The organism is Frankia sp. CpI1-P (assembly GCF_001421075.1).
Classification (GTDB): Bacteria; Actinomycetota; Actinomycetes; order Frankiales; family Frankiaceae; genus Frankia; species Frankia torreyi.
In genome coordinates, this window is the sequence record NZ_LJJX01000023.1 from 1 (window position 1) to 20,847 (window position 20,847).

Consider the following 20,847-nt stretch of genomic DNA (forward strand, 5'->3'; position numbering starts at 1 on the left):
CCTTCCAGGAGTTCGTGCTGGGGTGGCTGTCGCGGCACCGTCCCGACTCGCGCGGCCGCGAGTCGGCCATCGTCTGGGACGCCGGGCAGCTCCTGCACTCCGGCGGACGCATCACCGCGCTGCTCGATCTGGAGTTCGGGCACGTCGGCGACCCCCTGCAGGATCTCGGGGGAATGTGGGTCCGCAGCCCGTTCGTCGCCCTGGGCGACCTCGCCCCTCTCATGCGCCGCTATGAGGAACGCAGCGGCACCGCGGTGGACCTCCAGGCCGTCCATTACCACTACATTCTGTGGGCCCTGTCGAACCAGCTCGAGTTCCACTCCGTGCTCGCCGATCCGGTGCCCGGCACGGACTACATGCTCAACCTGCACTGGTGCATCGAGACCAACCTGATGGCGCTCGAAGGAATCGCCACCGNCGTCGGGGTCGAGCTGGNGGAGGTCGCGGAACCCGAGCCGGTCGGGTCGGCGTACGGGCCGGCNCACCNGCANCTGACCCGCTCCCTCGAGGGGCAGGACCTCGGCGCCGGCGCGCAGCGGTACCACAACCGCATGTCCGTGCGGCTCGCCCGACACCTGCAGCGGATCGACGAGATCGGGGCGGCGGTCGTCGCCGCGGACCTCGACGACACCGCCGCCCTGGTGGGACGACGCCCACGGTCGTGGGCGGACGGCGAGCNCGAGCTGGAGGACTTCGTCCTCGCCGACGATGGCCGCCACGACGCCGAGCTCGTCGCGCTGTTCCACCGTCGCCTCCACCGGGCCCGCATGCTCAACGGCCCGGCGGGCTCGTGGATCACCCAGCACCGCGACGTCCCGCAGCCCAGCCTGTAGGGACCGCCACGATCGTCAAGGCCGGGTCTCCCGGAGCCGGACTCGACGTGATCGATCCTCCGGGCCGGGGCTGTGATCGGGGCCGGGGCCGGGGCTGTGGTGGGGTCGGGGTCGGGATCGGAGGGTTGCGACGGTTCGTTAGGCGGCGCGGCGGGAGCTGGACAGAACTGCGCGGATCATCGGGATCTGCAGCGGCAGGCGAGCCCACATGGCGGCGGCCCGAGCGACGTCGCGGGGCCGGCCGCCGCTGCGGCGGGCCTTGGCCGTCGCGTCGAGCGCCGAGTGCAGGTTCCCTGGCCACACCCCGACGAGCAGGGCGGCGCTGGCCGGTCCCGCCCACCGGGCCTTCGTCAGCAACCCGGCCGCGCAGACCAGTTCGGCGACGCCGCTGACGTAGACGACCGCCCGGGGACCGGGCAGCGCCCGCGGGATCAGCGGCTCGAACACGGCGGGACGCACCAGGTGCGTCACCCCGCTGACCAGAAAGGCCCCGCTCATCAGCAACGGGCCGGGCGGGGNGAATTGTGAAGATGTCACGCGTCCCATCGAACCATCGCGGGGTCCCGCAGGTCGCCGGCCACGACGAGGACCCAGCCAGCAGCCGCGCCGCAGCCACGTGCCGATCCCGGCCCTACACTCCCCCGACCCACAGCACTTCCCCGCCCGCAGCACTCCTCCCGCACCCCGAAGCACTCGCCCCGCCCGCAGCACTCCCCGCCCGCAGCACTGCCCGCCCGCAACCCCGGGCCCTCCCGCCAGTCCAGGCCGACGCCGACCGCCCCTCGGCAGTCTGACCCTCGGCCGCCCGACGGACCGGCCGCAGTGGGATCATTACCGGCGGTGCCAGCCACAGGGAGGATGACCGTGTCCAGTTCCCCGACCGACCCCGGCCCCGACCAGGCCCCCGACGCCGATCGGGACGCAGCCCCACCTCCACCGGACGCCCACGCCAACGCTGGTCCGAAGCCGGCCGAACCGCCGCGGGGCGGTTCCGCGGAACCGCCGGAGGCGCCATCCGGGGGCCGCCCGCCGCTGCGCCCGGTCGACTGGGACGGCTCGTTCACCCGCACCTGGCAGTCCCGCGACCGCAACGAGGTGATGAACCGCCTCGCCGACGAGCACGAGTTCGAGTCCGCTCAGCGAGAGCTTGACCAGATGATGCGGGAGTTTCGAGACAAGGCGAACGAGGCGGCGGACGCGCGGGCCCGTGAGAAGCGGGAGCGTGCCGCCGAGCAGTCGGGGCCTGCCGATGATGCGAGGTCGCGTCTGTTCGACAAGCTGGAGAGGTTCGGCCGGCCGTCCGACGACGCGGACGCCTCCCCGCATGAAGATGGCGGCGGGTCCCCGGACACACGTTGACGGACCACCGCGATTGGCGGAAGACAGGCCAACTCGGTTACGGGCCGAGGCGGGAATATCCGGTTTCGGAGGTCGGTGGCCGTTCGGGTGAGGGCGGTTTGTCGGCGTCCGACTGGCGGGTGGTGTCGGTGAGCACGCGGCGGGCGCGAATGGTGTCCGGGTGGTAGGGGCCGTGATCGCGCAGGGCGTCGGTGAGGGCGTCGCGGTAGAGGGGTGCGGCGTCGGCGTGCCGGCCGGCCTGGCGGTAGGTGTCGGCGAGAGTGGTGCGGCTGGCACGGGTGTCGGGATGGTCTGNGCCGAGGGTGTGGGTCCGGATGGCGTGGACGCGTTCGGTGAGCTCCACGGCCTGGGGCGTCCGGCCGGTCTCTCGGCACACTTCGGCGAGCCCGGTGGCCGTGCGCAGAGTACGGGCGTCGGCGACGCCGTGGGCTTGTGCGCGTGCAGTGAGCTGCCGTTCGAGGTGGTAGCGAGCCGCCTCGGGTTGGTCTGAGTCGCGATAGTGGGCCGCAAGGTCGTCGCGGGCTTCCATGGCCCTTGGGTGCGCGCGGCCGAGGAGCCGTTCGTGACGGTCGAGGAGGCGTTCGAGGNGCGGCACGGCCTCACCTGGCCGGCCTTCCGCGACGTGGGCGGCGGCAAGCTGTTCTCGGCTTTGCGCGGTCTTCGGATGATCGGGCCCGAGGACGCGTTCGCGGCCAGTCAGTGCTCGATCGAACAGGGGCACGGCGGTTTCAGGCCGTCCGACTGTGAGGTGCGTGCGGGCAAGAGCCTGCGCGCTGTCGAGGGNGTGGGGGNGAGTAGGCCCGAGAACTTGTTCGCGACCGGTTAGGGCCTGGTCGAGGTCGCGGGCGGCTTCGTCGAGACGGCCGGCCTGGTGGTAGGTGACGCCGAGCTGGTGGCGACTGTCCAGCGTTTGGGGGTGGTGGGCGCCGAGGACGCGTTCACGAGCCATGAGAGTGGGTTCGGCGTGGGCGAGGGCGTCTCCGGTCGCACCGATTCGCTCGTAGGTGACGGCGAGATGGTGGCGGGAGTCGAGGGTGTCCGGATGGTCGGCACCGAGAATGCGGCCGCGATCGGTGAGGGTCGCCCGCAGTACTCCCGCCGCCCTGTCATCGTGGCCGGCGTCGGCGTGGGCCACGGCGAGATCATGGCGGCTTTCCAGGGTGGCGGGGTGGTCGGGGCCGAGGATGCGGCGGCGGTCGGTGAGGTTCTGGGCGAACAGGTCGGTGGCGTGGTCGAGGTGGCCGGCCTGTTGGTAGGCGCGGGCGAGGGTTTCGCGGCTGGTGAGGGTNTCGGGGTGGTCGGGGCCNAGGANGCGTTCGCGGTCGGTGGCGTTGCGTTCGGCCAGCGGGCCGGCNNCGGCGAGGTGGTCGGCGTTGAGGGCGGCGCGGATGTGGGTTTCGCGGGCGGTGAGGGTGTCGGGGTGGTCGGGGCCGTCGAGGCGTTCGNGGGCGGCGACCGCGCGGGCGGCGAGCGGTTCGGCCTGCTCGGGGTGGCCCTGTTCGGTGAGGTAGGCGGCGGCGTGTTCGGCCAGCCAGGCGGTGTGCGGGGTGTCGGTGGCGGGGTCGGTGGCCTCGAGGGTGGCCAGGGTGTGCGGGAGGAGGTCGCGCCAGGGCGGCCAGGCGTCCGGGGTGGCGGCGATCTGCTCGGGCAGGGCGGCGTGGAGCATCCGGCCGAGGGTGTCGACGTGCCGGTCGGCGTCCTCGGGGCTGGTGGCGGTGCGGACGGCGGTGCGGACCAGGGGGTGCAGGGCCAGGGCGGCGCCGTCGCGGTGGGCGAGGCCGGCGCGTTCCAGGGTGGCGACCGTGTCGGCCAGCTCCAGCGGATCGCCGGCCACCGCGCGTAGCTCCGCGTCGCCGATCGCCTCCGGCGCGGCCGTGAGCAGCCGCAGCGGCAGCGGGGCGGAGGCGTCGCCGTGCGCGGCGAGGTGCAGGAGCTCGCCTGCGGCCGGCGCGTCCGCGTCGAGCCGGCGGATCGGCTCGGTCCACAGGTTCGCGGCGGTGATTCCGGGCCGTCCGGGCACCTCCCCCTGGCCGAGCACGACGGCGGGCCGGTCGATCAGCGCCGTCAGGTAGGTCTCGGCGGGGACTCGGGCGTGGCCGATGCGGTGCGCCGCCTGGTCGAGGGCCAGCGGATGATTCCCGAGCTGGTGGGCGATCCGCTCCGCGACCGTCCGGTCGACCGCCGGCAGCCGCTCGCTGAGCAACGCCACCGATTCCGCCCGCGTGAACGGGCCGACGGGCACCACCATGCCGGCGCCATCCCAGGCGTCCGAGCGGGAGGTCACCAGGATCCTGCCTGCGCCGGTCGACGGCCGCAGCCAGCCGGGCAGCTCACCGGGGCTGGCGGCGTCGTCGAGGACGAGCANCCATCGGCCGTCGGCGGCGTCCAGGCGGGCGAGCACCGCGGCGGGCTCCGCGTGCGCCGGCAGACCCAGCGCCGGTGCGAGTGCCCGCACCCGCTCCCCGACCAGTTCCGGACGTCCCGCCGGCACCCACCACACCGCGTCGAGGTCCATCCGCTGCTGACGGACGTACTCGATGGCCAGGCTGGTCTTCCCGATGCCCGCCAGGCCCGTCACCGCGACCAGCCGGCCGGCGGACATCGCGTCGTCGAGCTGGCCGAGCGTCGCCGTCCGGCCGACGAACCGTGCCGAGGGCCGCGGCACGTTCCACACCGCCGGCAGCTCCCCCGGAAACACCGCCCCAGGGCCACCGGACACCGTCTCCGCCCGCCGGGCGGTCCCCACTCGCCCGGCCTCGGGCCGCCCCTCCCCAGCGTCCCCAGCCTCGGGACGCCCAGCCTCGGGATGCCCGGCCCCGGGATGCCCGGCCCCGGGATGCCCGGCCCCGACTCGCTCTGCCTCGCCGCGCACCGCCGCGAGCAGCATCGTCCGCGCGGCCAGCGGGCTGCGGCCGACCAGGTCGATCGGGACGAGCTGGCCGAGCAGGCCGGGGATCGGCCGGTCCGTCACCCGCGCGACCAGCAGCCGGCGTTCACCGTCCATGATCCGCGGGGACCAGGCCGCGCCCCACTCCGTCGGCGCCGTCGGCGAATCCAGGTAGCCGTCCGAGACCACCGCGATGGTGTGGCGTGCCTGCCGCGTCACCCCGTCCAGCCAGGAGGCCCGATGGGTCCCGGGCACCGCGTCCCAGGCGCCGAATGCGACGTGATGCCCGGCGTCCTCCAACGTTGTCGTGATCCACTCAGCCCAGCCGAGCCCGTCCGCGGCNCAGGACACGAAGATGTCGAGAGCGCGACCATCGCCCCCGCCCGTCACCCGAACAGCATGACACAGTCACCCAAACCACTCGATCCGCTGTGGTAGCGACAGCTCGGCGCTGCGGTCGTNCTNCTTCCACCTCGAGGGGATTCGCGTCGCGCGGTTAGCCTTGGGCGATGCGGGAGGTGTGCTTCGGGTCGGCTGATCGGCCGCGGTCGGGCATGATCGCGGGATCGGCCGTCGGGAGGCCGGGCGTCGGGAGGCCGGGCGTCGGGAGGTCAGTCGTCGGGAGGTCGGTCGCCGCCGGTCGTGGTGGCGCCGAGGCGGTGTCGTGCCGGCGCAGGTGAACGGTCGGTTGCCGCGGGGGTCTCTCGACGCCGAGGTGATCCTGGTGGCGGCGGAGCGGCTGGCTGCCGAGGCGGGCCTGGCCGAGGTCACCATCCGCAAGGTGGCCGCGGCCCTCGGGGTGCAGCATCCCGCGGTGCACTACCACTTCCCACGACGGCACGATCTTGTCGACGCGCTGCTGGGGCGAGCGGTGCGGCGCTTCAACGAGGCCCTGCCGGTGATCGACTCCGACGACTGGGAGACGCACCTGCGCGGCTACTGGGAGGGCTTCCGGGCGGTGCTGCGGTCCGATCCGGCGCTGTTCGAGCTGGTGGTGGGTCAGTGGGCGATCATGGGTCGTTCCCAGCAGGCGCTCGATTCCAGTTACGGGCGGATCGACGCGCAGCTCGGGGTGCTGTTGCGGGCGGGCTTCACGCCCGAGCAGGCGGGGTACGCCTACCACCTGCTCTCGACCTACACGCGTGGCTGCCTGGTGAGCGAGCACCAGTTCGCGCGGTTCCTGGGTTCGGACCGGGGCGAGGCGCTGGCGGGGTCGACCGTGAACCTGCCCGGTGACCTCGACCCGTTCCCGAGCCTGCGGGACGTCACGGCGCACGGCTGGTCCTACACGTTCGCGACCGACGCCGACTTCGACAACGNCCTCACCGTGATCATCGCGGGGCTGCGGGCCTGGTTGCCGGCGTCGGACTGACGGGCCGGGCCGGGCGGAGCCGAGCCGGCACGGCCGTTCCCTGGACATCCTGACCATTGGTCAGTAACGTCCGCCCCGAAGATGCTGACCATTGGTCAGTACTTGGGGTGTGACGGGTCGTCTGGAGGCCGCCGTGGGCACGTTCGAGTTCACCGACGATCACGAAGCCCTGCGGTCGACGGTGCGGGCGTTCGTCGAGGAGACCTTCCCCGAGGCGCAGGTGCGTCGGCTGATGGCGGCACCGTCGGCGCTGGAGCGTCCCGGCTGGGAGCGGATGGCCCGCGAGCTGGGGCTTCAGGGGCTGGTGGTGCCCGAGGAGCACGGCGGCGCGGGGGCCGGCCCGGTCGAGCTGGCGATCGTGCTGGAGGAGCTCGGACGCCGGCTGGTGCCGGTGCCGTTCCTGTCGACGGCGCTGGCCACGATCGCGCTGGTCGGCGGCGACCGGGCGGTGACCGCGGGCTACCTCGAGGCGGTCGCCGAGGGACGGGTGGTGGCCACGGTCGCCCTCGCCGAGGACGGCGGCGGCTGGGACGCGGCCGGGGTACACTGCGCCGCGGTCAGCGGCGACGGGGACGGGGGCGGGTGGCGGCTGACCGGGACGAAGTCCTTCGTGCCCGACGGCTTGGACGCCGATCTTCTGGTGGTGGCGGCGCGCACCCCGGCGGGTGTCGGCCTGTTCGCCGTCGACGGTGCCGCGGACGGGGTGTCGCGCAGCGCGCTGGAGGTCTTCGACCTCACCCGGCGGCTGGCCCGGGTGCGACTGGACGGCGTGGCCGCGACCCCGCTTTCGGCCCCGGCGGATGCGGCCGTGTTCGACCGCTTCCTCGACGCCGCCCGGATCGCGGTGGCCGCGGAGCAGGCCGGCGGCGCCGATTTCGCGCTCGCGATGGCCGTCGGCTACGCCAAGGAGCGGGTGCAGTTCGGCCGGGCGATCGGCAGCTTCCAGGCGGTCAAGCACCTGTGCGCCGATGCCTTCGTCGACGTCGAGTCCGCCCGGTCGGCCGCCTACTACGGTGCGTGGGCCCTCGCGCAGGACAGCCCGGAGGTCGCCACGGTCGCGCCGTTGGCCAAGGCGTTCTGCTCGGAGGCGTTCTTCTCGACGGCCCGGACGAACATGCAGGTGCACGGGGGCATCTCGTTCACCTACGAGCACCCGGCCCACCTGTACTACCGGCGCGCCCGCTCCGGCGTGCAGCTCTGGGGCAGTCCCCGCGCGAACCGTGACCTGCTGGCCACCCGAATCGGTCTGTGATCGAAATGGTGATCGACACCGCGGGTGACGCGAACGAGGAGGAGAACCCGATGACCGCGACGACAGGGCCGGGCACGCCGCCGGAGGCGTCGAAGGAGGCGTCTGAGGAGGCGTCTGAGGAGGCGTCTGAGGAGGCGTCTGAGGAGGCGTCGGTGGAGCGGGTGCGCGCGCAGGTGGCGGCGTGGCTGGCCGAGAACTGGCAGCCCGGCGGCGGGGGCCCGCGGTGGCGGGAGCGGCTCGTCGACTCGGGGTGGGCGGCCCCGACCTGGCCGGTCGAGTGGTTCGGGCGCGGCCTGCACCGCGACCTGCGCCGGGTCGTCGCCGAGGAGTTCACCCGGGTGGGCGCGAAACCGGCCGCACTGGATGTGACGCAGTTGTTCGCCAACACGATCCTGGCGCACGGCACCGACGAACAGAAGAGGTCGTTCGTGCGACCGCTGGCCCTCGGTGAGCAGCAGGGCTGCCTGCTCTACAGCGAGCCCGGCGCCGGCTCCGACCTCGCGGCGCTGCAGACCCGGGCCGACCGCGACGGCGACACCTGGGTGGTCAANGGTCAGAAGGTGTGGACGTCGGGAGCACGCGAGGCCACCCACGGCTTCCTCGTCGCGCGCACCGACTGGGACGTGCCCAAGCACCGCGGTCTGACGTTCTTCTGGCTGCCGCTGGACCAGCCGGGAGTCGACATCCGGCCGATCCACCAGGTCACGGGCGGGTCGGAGTTCAACGAGGTGTTCCTCACCGACGCCGTCGTGGCGGACACCCACCGCCTCGGCGACGTCAACGACGGTTGGCGGGTGCTGCAGACCGCGCTCGGCTTCGAGCGGCTGATCATGGGAGCCGCCGCCGGCGGCAGCTCCCGCCAGCGCCGGCGGGCCGGCGGGGGCGAGACGACCCTGGCGGACCGGCAGTCGCCGTGGACCCGGCAGATCGGCGGCGCCGACTACGTCGAGCTGGCGAAGAAGGTCGGCAAGGCCGACGACCCCGTCACCCGCCAGGAGATCGCCCGGCTGTACACGCTGGAGAAGGTCAACGCCTGGAACGGCCTGCGGGCGCGGGCGGACGCCGGGCGCGGCGCGTCGTCACCGCTGGCGTCCATCGNCAAACTCGCCATGTCCCGCATCGTGCACACCGGCGTGGACGTGACCACGAACCTGCTCGGCGCCTCGTCGGTCCTCGACGGCGACACCGACCCAGTCGCCGCGGAGGTCAACCGCTCGTCGTTCGCCGCGTTCGTCACCTCCATCGGCGGCGGCACCGACCAGATCCAGCGGAACATCATCGGCGAACGGGTCCTGGGCCTGCCCCGGGAACCCGAGGTCGACAAGAACGTCCCGTTCCGCGAGGTCCGCAAGGCCCAGGCCACCAGGCGGTTCAGTTGACCACCGCCGAGCCCGCCGCGACCGGCGAACCGCTCGATCTGCCCCTGACCGGCGTGCGGGTCGTCGACCTGACCACCGGACCGCTGGCCGCGATCGGCCGTCACCTCGCCGAATGGGGCGCCGACGTCCTGCGCGTCGAGCCTCCCGGCGGTGCCGCCGACCGCCGCACCGGCCGCCGGGTCGCCGGGGTCTCGCTGGGCTTCGCCGCCGCGAACCTCGGCAAACGCGCCGTGACGCTCGACCTCACCCGGCCCGCCGACCGCACCAGGTTCACCGCCCTGCTGGCCGGCGCCGACATCCTGCTGGAGAGCACCCCGCCCACCGCGCCGGAGGCGGCGACGCTCGACGTCGAGGAGATCCGGNGGGAGCATCCGTCCCTGGTCGTCCTGTCCGCCACGCCGTTCGGCCGGACCGGTCCCCACGCCGGCTGGCAGGCCACCGGCCCGGTGTTCCACGCGTTGTCCGGGGAGCTGTCCCGCTCGGGTATCCCCGGCCGCGCGCCGCTGCTGCCTCCCGGCGACCTGCCCTACGACTGCGCCGCGGCGCAGGCGGTGTTCGTGGTGCTCCTCGCCTACCTCGAACGCCTGCGCACCGGTCTGGGCGACCACCTCGACTTCGCCGTCCTCGACGGCGCGGTCGCCGCACTCGACCCCGGCTACGGCATCGCCGGCAGCGCCACCGCGGGAGTACCCGCCAGCAAACTTCCCCGGGGCCGACCCGAGGCCCGCCACCAGTACCCGATCATCCCCTGCGCCGACGGCTTCGTCCGCCTGTGCATCCTNGCCCCGCGGCAGTGGCGCGCCATGTTCGCGTGGATGGGAAGCCCGGCGCAGTTCGCCGACCCCTCCTACGACAAGCTGACCACCCGCTTCGCCTCCACCACCCTCCTGCCCGCGATCGCACGGTTCTTCGCCGACAGGACACGAGCGGAACTCGAACAGGCCGGGCAGCGTCACGGCGTCCCCACCGCCGCCGTCCTCGACCTCGACGAAGCACTGGAATCCGAGCAGATCCGCGCCCGAGGCGCCTTCACCCCCGTCGAACTCGCCCCGGGGATAGCGGCCCCCTTCCCGAACGGCGTGCTCGAACTGGACGGACACCGCGCCGGAATCCGAGGCCCGGCGCCCGCCCTCCCCCCGGACTCCGCAGCGCCGCCGAGCTGGGCCACCCGACCGGCCCCGGCCCAGGCACCGACCCAGGCACCGACCCAGGACCAGGCCCCGCCCCAGGCACAGGCACAGGCCCCGACATCGGGCCCGACCCCGGGTTCGGGGGACGCCGCCGCCGATCCGGGCGGCCGGCCGCTCGCCGGGCTGCGCGTCCTCGACCTCGGTGTCATCGTCGTCGGCGCCGAACAGGGACGCCTGCTCGCCGACCAGGGCGCCGACGTCATCAAGGTCGAGAACGACGCCTTCCCCGACGGCAGCCGCCAGGCCCGCGACGGCAACGCCATCACGGTGACCTTCGCCGCCGGCCACCGCAACAAGCGCAGCCTCGGCCTCGACCTGCGTTCTCCACAGGGCAAGGACCTGTTCCTACGGCTGGTCGCCGACACCGACGTCGTGCTCACCAACTACCGTCCCGGCACCCTGGAATCCCTCGGACTCGGCTACGACGTTCTCCGGAACACCAACCCGGCCGTCATCGTCGTGGACAGCTCCGCGTTCGGTGCCACCGGCCCCTGGAGCCGCCGGCTCGGCTACGGACCGCTGGTCCGCGCCTGCGCGGGCCTGACCGCGCAGTGGCGCTACCCCGGCGAAGCGGACGGGTTCTCCGACGCGCTGACCGTCTACCCGGACCACGTCGCCGCCCGCATCGGCATCGCCGGCGTCCTCGCGCTGCTGATCCGCCGCAGCCGCACCGGCACCGGCGGCACCGTCAGCGTCAGCCAGACCGAGGTCATGCTCGGCCACGCGGCCGCGACAGCCGCCGACAAGGCCCTCGTCCGCGCCGGCGCCGCGGTCGACGGGCCCACCGGACCCGACGCGCCCTGGGGCGTGTTTCCCACCGCCGGTGACGACGACTGGTGCGTCGTCACCGTCCGCGGGGACGACGACTGGCAGGCGCTGTGCCGCGTCCTCGACCGCCCCGACCTCGCCACCGAACCTGCCCTCGCCACCGAACCTGCCCTCACCAGCGCGAACGGACGCGCCGCGGCCCGCGATCGGATCGACGCCGCCCTCACCGGCTGGCTCGCCCAGCACGGCGCCGTCGAGGCCATGACCCTGCTGCAGGCGGCCGGCGTACCCGCCGCAGCGATGCTGCGGGTCTCCGAGCTGCCCGCGTTCCCCTATTACACCGAGCGCGGCCTGTTCCGGCTGTCCGGACACCCACACATCAGGCAGAGCTTCTACCTGGAGAACNCACCCGTCCGGTCCGAACGGCTACCCGACCCGCCCGACAACCCCGCTCCCCTGCTCGGTGAACACACCGAACAAATCCTCCGGGCGGAACTCGGCCTCACCGCCGCCGAGGTAGCCGCGCTGCTGTCCGACAACGGCCGGATCGCCGGCGCTTCCCGCTGATCCCGGCGTCTACGACCGGTTGCGGGTGCCCTGATCGATCGGCAGCGTGATGCCGGTGACGTAGCGTCCCTCGTCGCTGACCAGCCAGAGCAGGGCGTTGGTCACGTCGATCGGCTCGATCCAGGGCCGGCCCAGCGGGGAGACCTTCTTCAGCGCCACCATGGTGTCCGCCAGGTTCGGGTTGTCGAGGTCGGGCCGGAAGACGCCGTACTGGGCGCGGTTCTGGGTGACCATCGGGGTGCCGACGGTCCCGGGACACAGGGCGTTGACCCGGATGTCATGGCGGGCCAGCTCGTTGGCCAGCGTCAGCGCGAGGCCGACGACACCGTGCTTGCTCGCGTTGTAGGCGCCGAGATGCGGGATCCCGGCGAGGCCCGCCCCCGAGCTGGTGAGCACGATCGCTCCCCCACGGCCACCGGCGATCATCGGGGGCACGACCGCGCGGATCGTGGTGAACACGCCGGTCAGGTTGACGGAGATCTGCTCGTCCCACTCGGCCGGCGTGATCTCCCAGAGCTTCGCGAGCCGAGGGGAGATGCCGGCGTTGGCGGAGACGATGTCCAACCTGCCGAGTTCGCCGACCCCGCGGTCCACGAGCGCCTGGAGCGCGTCGGCGTCGCGGACGTCGGCCTGGCCCCACACGACGCGGCGGTCCAGGGCCTCGACCGCCGCCACCGTCTCGGCGAGGTCGGCGTCGGTCCCGAGCCCGTACTCGAGCGTCGGCAGGTCCTTGAGCACGTCCACGAGGATCAGGTCCGCACCCTCCTCGGCCAGCCGCACCGCATGTGACCTTCCCTGCCCGCGGGCCGCACCTGTGACCAGCGCGACCTTGCCCTCAAGACGACTCATCAGCGGCCTCCTCCTCGGCGGTGCCCGGCCTCGCGGTCAGCTCGGGACGCTACCCACCCGCGCTGGCTTGGTCAACAGACGACAAGATCTGTTGATTGAAGTCCAAGAAAGTCCTTCTCTCGCGACAGATCACACTTGTTTTCCAGCCACAAAGACGACAAACTTCGAGAACTGTCGTGTGTAGATCCCGAGTGGACTGGTGCCGCCCGGACGGAGGCAGGTGATCGGCGTGAGCGGCGCGTCGCACCGGGTGCCGAGCCCGTGGTTCGATGTCGACTCGCCGTTCGGCGGCCACAAGCAGAGCGGACTCGGCCGTGAGGTCGGACGCGAGGGCCTGGAGGACCTCATGGAGATCAAGACAGTGAGCTTCCCCGTCTAGATGGCCCGAACCCGGCCGGCGCGGTGGGGCGACCACGCCCNGACCACCGAGGACGAGGCCCGCGAACGCATCCTGCTCGCGGCGATGCGCTGCTACCTGCGGCACGGGGTCGCCCGGACGACCGTGGAGGACATCGCCCGCGAGGCGCTGATCCACCGAACCACCGTGTACGCCTACTTCAGAAGCCGCGACGAGGTGCTCGCCGGGGTGGTGCTCCTCGAGGCCCGCGGGCTCATGGCCGCCTCCGACCGGATCATGAGCGGTGACGGCCGGTTCGAGGACAGGTTGGTCGACGCGTTCCTCGCCGCCCGGCGGGCGGTCGCGCAGTCGCCGTTCCTGTCCCTGCTGTTCGACCGCGACAACGCCGCCCAGACGGTCGGTGCCGCCTACGCCTCGGGCGTGATCCAGCAGCGGACCCTGCCCACGCTCACCGGCTACATCGCCACCGCTCAGGAGAACGGCGAGCTACGCGACGATGTCGGCGCCCCCGCGATGGCCCGCTGGCTGCTGCGCGTCCAGAACATGCTCATGACCGATCCACCCGAGGACAGCGACGCCGTCGAGGCGACCCTGCGGATGTTCGTCGTCGCCTCCATCGCGCCCCGGCCGCCGCACAGATCGGCGACCTGACAGAACGGCGACACGACAGAACGGCGAATCGACAGAACGGCGACCTGGCAGAACGGTGCCGAGCAGAGGACCGAGCGGACCGGCGGCCGCGGCTATTCACGCGCTTGCTGTGCGCGGCGGAGACCACCCTGGGCGGCAGCCAGATCCAGGGCGGTGATCATCCGCTTTTCCGGGGTCGGGTGACGCAGCGGCGCGCCGAGACGGTGCAGATGCCGCAGCGCNTCGCCGTAGGAGGCCAGCGCGCCGGTCTCCCGGTAGCCGACGCCGTGCGCCTGGCAGAACGCGCGGATCAGCGGCTGGGCCCGGCGCAGGCTCGGTCGCGGCATGCTCGGGAACAGGTGGTGTTCGATCTGGTAGTTCAACCCCCCGAACACGACGTCGGTGGCCCGACCGCCCCGGATGTTGCGCGCGGTCACCACCTGCCGGCGCAGGAAGTCGGGCTCGTCGCCGGGGAGAATCGTCATTCCCTTGTGGTTCGGAGCGAACGCGCATCCCATGTACAGGCCGAACAGCGCCTGATGGACCAGCACGAAGACCACCGCCTTGACCGGCGGGAGAACCAGGGCGACGGCGGTCAGGTAGCCGGCGAGGTGAACCACCAGCAAGACCACTTCGGCGGCCGCGGTCCGGTCCCGCCGCCCGGTCCGGTCCCNCCGCCCGGTCCGGTCCCGCCGCCCGGCCAGCTCCCGCACGCTGGCAACGTGCAGGTTCAGCCCCTCCAGCAGGAGGATCGGGAAGAACAGGTACGCCTGGTGGCTCGTCAGCCAGCGCGCCCACCCGCGGCGCCGCCCGGCCTCGGCGGCGGTGAACACGAACGCGCCGGGAGCGATGTCCGGGTCGCGGCCCACCTGGTTGGGATGGCGATGGTGACGGTTGTGCTTGGCCACCCACCAGCCGTAACTCAGCCCCACCAGCACATTTCCCGATAGCAGGCCCACGAGATCGTTGCCACGGCGGCCGCTGCAGATCTGGCGGTGGCCCGCGTCGTGCCCGATGAACGCCACCTGGGTGAACATCACCGCGAGAAACGCCGCCGTGGCCACCTGCCACCACGAGTCTCCCAGCACGACGAACGCCCACCAGCCGCCGGCCAGCAGGCTCAGGTTCACCGCGATCCGCCCGGAATACCAGCCGGCCCGACGATCCAGCAACGCCGCGCCCGTGACCCGGCGCCGCAGTTCGGCGTACTCGCTGCCACGGACCGCCGCAGCCGGTCCCATCACCGGCGTCGGGGTGAGTTCTGCTGCACTGAATCCGGCCACGGCGTCCACGCCCATGGTCATCCCTCTCAGCCGAGAATGCATCAGCGAGAGGGAACCCGGAACAGGCGTACGGACCAGACCAGGACGAGAACACTGCCACGCTGAAGTGACAACGATCAGACTACCCCAGCCCTCGGGTTCTCAACTCGGCTTGCTGCGCCGCGGTCGAGATGCCCTGGTGGCGGCGTGATCGAGCAGGCGCTGCGCGGGAATCTCCCGGGCGACGACCGCGCGAGCGACATCGGTGAGTCGCAGATTGTGGTCGCGGGCATAGGTCCGCAGCCGACCGAACGCCTCGTCCATCTCGAGGTCCCCGCGCTGCGCCAGAAAGCCCTTGGCCTGTTCCAGGACGACCCTGCTGCTCAGCGCACCCTTCAACTGCTCGTTGATCACCATCTGATCCGTGGCCGCCTTGTCCTGCACGATCGCCACACTCGCCACGTGCGCGAGTGCCTGGCCGAGGCTCAGATCGTCCTCGTTGAGCGTCCCGACCTGCGTGCCGAACAGCCCGAGGGCGCCCAGGACCGTGTCCCGCAACCGCATCGGCAGGGCATGGACCGAGACGAAGCCGGCCTGCGTGGCGGCGGCGACGAACCGCGGCCAGCGCGCCGTGGCCGTGCGCAGGTCGGCGACGCTGACGGGCGCGCCCCCGCGGTAGCAGTCCAGGCACGGGCCCTGGTCACGCTGGAGCTGGAGCAGTTCCAGGTTGCGGGTGCGTTCGGAGGACGCCGCCACCATGTGCAGGGTGCCGTGCTGATCGGCCAGGAGCAGGCCCGCGGACTCGACGTCGAGCAGCCGCGCACAGTCCGCGGTCAGCCCGTCCAGGAGGTCCACCACGTCGAAGCGGTCCACCAGACTGTTCGCCAGCGACACGAAGGCCCGGGTGACCTGACGCTCCCGCTCGGCGCTCACGAGATCATCCCCGGGTCGTCGTCCGGGAAGGCCCAGGCACTGTCATCGTCGAGAGCCACCTGACGCTGCACCACCCGCCAGGCCGCCTCGCTCGCGGTCAGGTCGTGCGCGAACGCGTAGGCTCGCAGTCGTACCAGCGCCTCGGCCGGATCGACGTCACACTGAGCCATGATCATCCCAGTGGCCTGGTAGACCTCGACCCGCTCGAGGGAGGCAAACTCGCGTGTCCCCTCGCCGCTGTCACCGGCAGCCTCCCCCTCGAGATCCCCGCCCGCCAGATCCAGCAGCGGCAACGTGGCCAGCCTTGCGGCGAACAGACCACCCGCCAGGTTCTCTCCGCCGAGCGGGCCGGGAGTGTGGCGAAACAGGTCCAGGGCGCCGATGGGCGCTCNGGCGAGCACCACGGGCAGGGCGAACACCGCTCGTACTCCGACGGCCATCACCGCGCCGGCGAACACCGGCCACGGGGTCTCGGTCGTCAGCGTGAGGTCCGGGACCAGCGCCGGGCGGCCGTCGCGCACCGCGTCGAGACACGGGCCTTCCCCGAAGGTGAACTGGAGCTCGTCCAGTCGCCGACTCAGCGCGCCACTGGAACCGAACGTCCCCGTTGAGACGCCGTCACGCACCACCGAGACCGCTGCCCCGTCGACCCCGAGAAGCCGCACGCACGCCCGACACAGACCATCGGCCGCCGCCAGGCCGCTCTCGGCCGCCACCGCCGCACCGAGACCGGACCGGACACGCTCACTCGAGGCGATAGCCCCTCCCCAACGTCGGGCCGCACTGCCCACATCCATGCACCGGCGAAGGTCCGCCAACCACCCGCTGGACATTTACAGCGTACGGGGATCCACGGGCGACGGACGCACCGGTAACCGTCCGGTTCACCGCCGCGGCGGTGAACCGGACGGTCGGATCGTGGATCCACTACCTCGGCTCCCCGGGGCCGATGGTCGGCCTTGCGGTGAGACGTCCGACATGCCACAATCGCGGTGGCTTCAGAGAGCCGACGTCGCTCCAGACTCCCGGTGACGCGTTGATCTTCAGCGTGCAAGGGAGTCCACGGGCATGAGGGTCTCAGCGGATTCCCCTGAGACGACGGTGGTCAGCGGAATCCTTTTTCGGATCCCTGTGCACTGCATCTGGCGTAGACCCATCCCCTCCAGCCGCGTCGGTTTCGATCGGCACTGCGGCCCCGTCGCGCCGGCTTTCGCGGCTCCAGCCGGCCGCGGATGACATCCGGCGATTCCTCGTTACCGAGGAACACCCGGTGAAGAGGGAATCAGTCGAGGCCGACGCCGAGCCCCCTCCAATCGGATCCCGGCGGCATACCTGGGTTGCCGAGAGGCTGGCGGTGACGGTCCATCGCGGATCCGCCGAAACCAGCGTCGAGGTGAGTGGAGAGGTCGACCTGGCCAGCGTCGGGGCGTTTCGCTCGGCGCTGCTCGCGGCCGTTCGCACCGAGGCACCCACCGTCGTGGTCGACCTCGCCGAGGTCGATTTCCTCGACGCCCTGGGGCTGGGAGCCCTGGTCTCCGCCCGCAAGCGCGCAATCATGTCGGGGCAGCGCCTGGTCGTGATCGGGGCCCGCCCCCTGGCCTACCGACTGTTCGTTCTCACCGACCTCGCGGGACCCTTCGACGTCCGTCGCCGCGAAGCCCCTCCTACCGAATCCCCGCGTCTACGGCCCCGACCGCGACTGGCACCGTAACCGCGACTGGCACCGCAACCACAACTGGCACCGCAACCGCGACTGGCACCGCAACCGCGGCTCACGCGGATCCGGACCCGGACGCATCGAGTCAGGTCGGGCAGCGGGCGTCGTCGGAGTAGATGATGAACGCGTCTGGCGGGATGGTCACCCGCACCGCGGTGCCCGGTGCCAGGCCCGGCAGGCGGCCGGTCGGCAGATCCGCCATCAGCTCCGGCTCGCCGGCCAGGTGGACGCGGACGAATCCGGGGTGCGCGACGACGCGCCGGACGTGATCGGCGCGCTCGGCCTGGCCGGTGAGCCCTGTCGGGCCGCCGGTGACCTGCGCCGGGCCGCCGACGCCCGCCGCGCCGGTGATGCTCAGGTGCACCGCCGACGGGGCGATCGTGGCGAGGACCGGCCCGTCGGCGCACCCCGGGGCCGGCGCGAGCAGCGCGCCGAAGCGGGCGACGCCGCCGCTGACCTGCCCGGTCAGCAGGTTCGCGCCCACGAGCTTCGCCACGAAACGCGACCGCGGACGGGCGACCACGTCCGCGGTCGCGCCCTCGTCGACGACCCGGCCGCCGTCGAGGACGACGAGCCGGTCGGCCAGGGCGAGGGCATCGTTCGGGTCGTGGGTGACCAGCACGGTGCTGCCGGCGTAGGAACTCAGGTGGTCGGCGAGATCGTCGCGCAGGTCCAGGCGTGACTCGGCGTCCAGCGCCGCGAAGGGCTCGTCGAGCAGCAGCAGCTCCGGCCGGACAGCGAGCGCACGAGCCAGCGCCACCCGCTGCGCCTGGCCGCCCGACAGGGTCTCCGGCCGGGCGCCGGCGTGTTCGCGCAGGCCCACCCGGTCCAGCCAGCCCGCGGCGGCGACCCCGGCCGCCCGCCGGCGCACTCCCCGCGCCCGCAGGCCGAAGGCGACGTTGTCCAGGACCGACAGCCGCGGGAAGAGCCGATAATCCTGGAACATCACGCCCACGGACCGTTTCGCCGGCGGGAGGAAGGCGCCCGTGGCCGGGTCGTCGAGGACGCTGCCGTGCAGGACGATCCGGCCGGCGCGCAGGCGGGTCAGCCCGGCCAGGCAGCGCAGGGCCGTGGACTTGCCCGCCCCGTTCGGGCCGACGATGGCGAGCACCGTGCCCGGTGCGGCGGCGAGCTGGGCGTCGAGGGTGAACGCCCCTCGGCTGACGCCCAGCCGGGCCTGCAGCCCGGCGGCTGGCCCCACGGCTGGTCCGGCGGCTGGTCCGGCGGCTGGCTCGGCGGCAGACTCTGCGGCTGGCTCGGCGGTCACGGGTTGCCGACCATCCGACGGCCCCGCAACGCCAGCAGGGCGCCGAGTGACAGCACGAACAGCACCAGGCTGAGCACCACCGCGTCCTGCGGCCTGGTCTGCAGGGCGATGAACACGGCCAGCGGCGTCGTCTGCGTCGTGCCCGACAGGTTCCCGGCGAAGGTGAGCGTAGCGCCGAGCTCNCCGAGTGCCCGGGCCCAGCACAGCGTGGCCCCCGCGCCGAGCGAGGGGGCCAGCATGGGCAGGGTGATGCGGCGCAGCACCATGAGCCGCCCGGCGCCGAGCGTCTCCGCCGCCTCCTCGTAGCGGACGCCGGTCTGGACGATGCCGGCCTCCACCGCCAGGACGAGGAACGGCATCGAGACGAACGCCGAGGCCACCATGACCCCGAGCGTGGTGTAGGGCAGCGAGATCCCGAACTCGCGGTACCCCCAGCGGCCGACCAGGCCGCCGCGGCCGAACGCGTACAGCAGGGCCACCCCGCCGACCACCGGCGGAAGGATCATCGGCAGGGTCACGAGGCCCCGCACCAGGCCGCGGCCGGGGAAACGGCCGCGGGCGAGCAGCCAGGCGAGCGGCACACCGAGCACGATCGCGATCAGAGTCGACCCGATCGGGCAGATCAGGGACAGGTACAGGGCGCTGCGCACGTCGGGGGCGCGCAACTGGACCGGGACCGCGGTCCAGGGCACGTTCACCAGCAGTCCGACCAGTGGCAGCACGAGGAACATCACACCGAGCAGCGCCGGCGGGACCGTCCACAGCGGCAGGCCGTGCCCGCCACGGTGGCCGCCNCGCTCTCGACGGCGCCACGGCAAGCGACGCGGATCCGGCGTCGTCGCATCAGGCGTCATCAGGTTCGGCGTCATCGCCTTCGGCTACAGAGGGTTCGGCTACAGAGGGTTCGGCGTCATCGGGTTCGGCGTCATCGGGTTCGGCGTCATCGCGTGCCGGCCGGCGACGCGGGGATACGGGTGCGGTGTCTCAGAGGGCTAAGGGGGCTCAGGGGGCCAGGAATCCGAACTGCCGAAACTGCTGCTGCGCCGTCGGTGACGACAGGAACGAGACGAACATTCCGGCGGCCGCCGCATGCTTGGCGTTCTTCAGCACGGCCGCGCGGTACTCCGCCGGCACCTGATCGGCGTCCGGGATGTCGATGCCGGTGACCTTGGATCCACCGGCCTTGACGTCGGTGACGAACGCGATGCCCGCGTCGGCGTTCCCGGTGGCCACCTTCTGCGCGACGTCCGGACTGCCAAGTTCTTTCGACGCCGGCTTCACCGTCACCCCGGCCTTCGCCAGGGCGCGGTCGGCGTACACGCCGGCCGGCGTCGACTCGTCCGGCAGCACCACGGTCAGACCGGGCTTGGCGAGGTCGGCCAGGGTGTGGACCCCCTTCCGGTTCCCCGCCGGAACAATGATCTCCAACCGGTTACGCCCGAACACGGTGGAGTCACCGGCGAGCAGGCCGTCCTTCTTGGCCTCCGCCATCGACTCGGCGCCCACGGTGAGCAGCACGTCGCCCGGCGAGCCCTGCTTCACCTGGATGACCTGGGCCGGTGAGTGGCCAAAACTCGGCGACACCGAGGCGGCGGGATGCGCGTGAACGAACTCCTTGTCCACCATCGGCAACACCGTGGCGAGCGTACCCGGCGCGAGCACGAGCACGGATCCGGGCGCGGTGCTGGCGGCCGCCATGCCGCCCATGCCGCCCATGCCGCTCATGCCGTGGCCGCCCATGCCGGCTATGCCCGAGGAGGCGGCCATTCCCGGGGGCGCAGCCATACCTGAGGTTGGGGTCCTGCTCGCTGATACCGAGGGGGTCGCGGCCGGCGCACTTACGCCGGAGCTTCCACTCGAACCACATGCGGTCAGGACCAAGACGAATGTTGTAGCCGCGGCGAACAGCGGCGCTGACCTGCGTAGAACCACCTGACTTGTCACGCTCATGAAATACTGCTGTCCGATGCGGGTCGCAACCCGTTCATTACTAATGGAGCGGAGCTCTCACCCAGGGGCCCACAGGCGGGCCGTTACCCCGTGACCGACCAGGTCCGCGGCACGCGCGGACGGGCGACGGACACCACGCAACGGACGGCGGGCGACGGGCCGGCCTGGGCGGCCGCGGCGGGTGCGTGGGAGAGCGCCTCCATGGTTCTTCTATAGGGTTCCGTGTCCGATTTGTCCCTACACAAGAGCCAGATGGCGTCGTTCCCATGCACAC

The 20,847-nt window shown here is 72.5% G+C and carries 14 protein-coding genes and 18 pseudogenes; 14 read left to right on the plus strand and 18 right to left on the minus strand.

Annotated elements, in window-relative coordinates; all coding sequences use genetic code 11:
- Nucleotides 1–1,697 precede the first annotated feature (1,697 nt).
- On the plus strand, nt 1,698–2,192 hold the full coding sequence (locus FF86_RS16335; protein WP_128423312.1) for a hypothetical protein: 495 nt from the start codon (nt 1,698–1,700) through the stop codon (nt 2,190–2,192).
- 37 nt (nt 2,193–2,229) lie between these two features.
- Here FF86_RS16335 and FF86_RS50115 read toward each other — a convergent pair.
- The 7 genes and pseudogenes from FF86_RS50115 to FF86_RS50155 form a co-directional block, all read right to left on the minus strand.
- The coding region (locus tag FF86_RS50115; protein ID WP_242418883.1) for a tetratricopeptide repeat protein at nt 2,230–2,486 on the minus strand (257 nt) is incomplete at its 5' end.
- Between the two features lies 1 nt (nt 2,487).
- Nucleotides 2,488–2,779 (minus strand): annotated as a pseudogene (locus FF86_RS50120) (tetratricopeptide repeat protein); the annotation flags it as partial.
- A 1-nt stretch (nt 2,780) separates the two neighbouring features.
- Nucleotides 2,781–2,975: pseudogene (locus FF86_RS50125) on the minus strand (tetratricopeptide repeat protein); the annotation flags it as partial.
- 9 nt (nt 2,976–2,984) lie between these two features.
- Nucleotides 2,985–3,480 (minus strand): annotated as a pseudogene (locus FF86_RS50130) (tetratricopeptide repeat protein); the annotation flags it as partial.
- A gap of 68 nt (nt 3,481–3,548) precedes the next feature.
- Nucleotides 3,549–3,637, minus strand: a pseudogene (locus FF86_RS50145) (hypothetical protein); the annotation flags it as partial.
- A 1-nt stretch (nt 3,638) separates the two neighbouring features.
- Nucleotides 3,639–4,556: pseudogene (locus FF86_RS50150) on the minus strand (hypothetical protein); the annotation flags it as partial.
- 1 nt (nt 4,557) lies between these two features.
- A pseudogene (locus tag FF86_RS50155) lies at nt 4,558–5,421 on the minus strand (TIR domain-containing protein); the annotation flags it as partial.
- A 382-nt stretch (nt 5,422–5,803) separates the two neighbouring features.
- Between FF86_RS50155 and FF86_RS16345 the strand changes: the two are divergent.
- The 10 genes and pseudogenes from FF86_RS16345 to FF86_RS66635 all read left to right on the plus strand — a co-directional run.
- The coding region (locus FF86_RS16345; RefSeq protein WP_242418898.1) for a TetR/AcrR family transcriptional regulator at nt 5,804–6,398 on the plus strand (595 nt) is incomplete at its 3' end.
- Between the two features lies 1 nt (nt 6,399).
- Nucleotides 6,400–6,451, plus strand: a pseudogene (locus FF86_RS62555) (hypothetical protein); the annotation flags it as partial.
- 133 nt (nt 6,452–6,584) lie between these two features.
- On the plus strand, nt 6,585–7,703 hold the full coding sequence (locus tag FF86_RS16350; protein ID WP_044885571.1) for an acyl-CoA dehydrogenase family protein: 1,119 nt from the start codon (nt 6,585–6,587) through the stop codon (nt 7,701–7,703).
- Nucleotides 7,704–7,753: 50 nt separating this feature from the next.
- A partial coding sequence (locus tag FF86_RS50160; protein ID WP_242418884.1) for an acyl-CoA dehydrogenase family protein occupies nt 7,754–8,253 on the plus strand: 500 nt, incomplete at its 3' end.
- 1 nt (nt 8,254) lies between these two features.
- Nucleotides 8,255–8,801: pseudogene (locus tag FF86_RS50165) on the plus strand (acyl-CoA dehydrogenase); the annotation flags it as partial.
- 1 nt (nt 8,802) lies between these two features.
- Nucleotides 8,803–9,082: pseudogene (locus FF86_RS50170) on the plus strand (acyl-CoA dehydrogenase family protein); the annotation flags it as partial.
- Nucleotides 9,079–9,444: CoA transferase (locus FF86_RS50175; RefSeq protein ID WP_236706500.1), on the plus strand; the 366-nt coding region annotated here is incomplete at its 3' end. The pseudogene FF86_RS50170 and the gene FF86_RS50175, both read left to right, overlap by 4 nt.
- Before the next feature lies 1 nt (nt 9,445).
- Nucleotides 9,446–9,863, plus strand: a pseudogene (locus FF86_RS50180) (CoA transferase); the annotation flags it as partial.
- A gap of 1 nt (nt 9,864) precedes the next feature.
- Nucleotides 9,865–11,445: pseudogene (locus tag FF86_RS50185) on the plus strand (CoA transferase); the annotation flags it as partial.
- A gap of 1 nt (nt 11,446) precedes the next feature.
- Nucleotides 11,447–11,607 (plus strand): annotated as a pseudogene (locus FF86_RS66635) (hypothetical protein); the annotation flags it as partial.
- A gap of 9 nt (nt 11,608–11,616) precedes the next feature.
- On the opposite strand, the gene FF86_RS16365 reads toward FF86_RS66635, so the two are convergent.
- Nucleotides 11,617–12,456, minus strand: coding sequence for a mycofactocin-coupled SDR family oxidoreductase (locus tag FF86_RS16365; RefSeq protein ID WP_044885510.1), 840 nt, complete (start codon nt 12,454–12,456; stop codon nt 11,617–11,619).
- Nucleotides 12,457–12,685: 229 nt separating this feature from the next.
- On the opposite strand from FF86_RS16365, the gene FF86_RS50190 reads away from it, so the two are divergent.
- Together FF86_RS50190 and FF86_RS66640 are read left to right on the plus strand one after the other, a co-directional pair.
- Nucleotides 12,686–12,835, plus strand: coding sequence for an aldehyde dehydrogenase family protein (locus tag FF86_RS50190; protein ID WP_255649208.1), 150 nt, complete (start codon nt 12,686–12,688; stop codon nt 12,833–12,835).
- Between the two features lie 72 nt (nt 12,836–12,907).
- Entirely contained in the window at nt 12,908–13,465 is a 558-nt protein-coding gene (locus FF86_RS66640) for a TetR/AcrR family transcriptional regulator (protein ID WP_396229914.1), read from the plus strand.
- A 92-nt stretch (nt 13,466–13,557) separates the two neighbouring features.
- Here FF86_RS66640 and FF86_RS66645 read toward each other — a convergent pair.
- The 6 genes and pseudogenes from FF86_RS66645 to FF86_RS66655 form a co-directional block, all read right to left on the minus strand.
- Nucleotides 13,558–13,686 (minus strand): annotated as a pseudogene (locus FF86_RS66645) (acyl-CoA desaturase); the annotation flags it as partial.
- Nucleotide 13,687: 1 nt separating this feature from the next.
- Nucleotides 13,688–14,117: pseudogene (locus FF86_RS50195) on the minus strand (fatty acid desaturase family protein); the annotation flags it as partial.
- Between the two features lies 1 nt (nt 14,118).
- Nucleotides 14,119–14,685, minus strand: a pseudogene (locus FF86_RS62560) (fatty acid desaturase family protein); the annotation flags it as partial.
- A gap of 183 nt (nt 14,686–14,868) precedes the next feature.
- Entirely contained in the window at nt 14,869–15,639 is a 771-nt protein-coding gene (locus FF86_RS16380) for a GAF and ANTAR domain-containing protein (protein ID WP_044885511.1), read from the minus strand.
- Nucleotides 15,636–16,030 (minus strand): ANTAR domain-containing protein (locus FF86_RS66650; protein WP_396229911.1); only part of this gene is annotated, 395 nt, incomplete at its 5' end. The genes FF86_RS16380 and FF86_RS66650, both read right to left, overlap by 4 nt.
- A 1-nt stretch (nt 16,031) precedes the next feature.
- Nucleotides 16,032–16,472, minus strand: a pseudogene (locus tag FF86_RS66655) (GAF domain-containing protein); the annotation flags it as partial.
- Between the two features lie 560 nt (nt 16,473–17,032).
- Between FF86_RS66655 and FF86_RS34270 the strand changes: the two are divergent.
- Nucleotides 17,033–17,350 carry an STAS domain-containing protein gene (locus FF86_RS34270; RefSeq protein WP_206778457.1) on the plus strand — a complete coding sequence of 106 codons (318 nt, stop codon included), beginning with the start codon at nt 17,033–17,035 and terminating at the stop codon, nt 17,348–17,350.
- Nucleotides 17,351–17,441: 91 nt separating this feature from the next.
- Here FF86_RS34270 and FF86_RS16395 read toward each other — a convergent pair whose 3' ends face one another.
- The 4 genes and pseudogenes from FF86_RS16395 to modA form a co-directional block, all read right to left on the minus strand.
- The gene (locus tag FF86_RS16395) at nt 17,442–18,557 is read right to left on the minus strand and encodes an ABC transporter ATP-binding protein (RefSeq protein WP_242418885.1); all 1,116 of its coding nucleotides are present in this window, start codon (nt 18,555–18,557) and stop codon (nt 17,442–17,444) included.
- A gap of 62 nt (nt 18,558–18,619) precedes the next feature.
- Nucleotides 18,620–18,805 (minus strand): annotated as a pseudogene (locus tag FF86_RS50205) (molybdate ABC transporter permease subunit); the annotation flags it as partial.
- 1 nt (nt 18,806) lies between these two features.
- Nucleotides 18,807–19,354, minus strand: a pseudogene (locus FF86_RS16400) (molybdate ABC transporter permease subunit); the annotation flags it as partial.
- A gap of 271 nt (nt 19,355–19,625) precedes the next feature.
- Nucleotides 19,626–20,408 carry a molybdate ABC transporter substrate-binding protein gene (gene modA, locus FF86_RS16405; protein WP_157866955.1) on the minus strand — a complete coding sequence of 261 codons (783 nt, stop codon included), beginning with the start codon at nt 20,406–20,408 and terminating at the stop codon, nt 19,626–19,628.
- Nucleotides 20,409–20,847 lie beyond the last annotated feature (439 nt).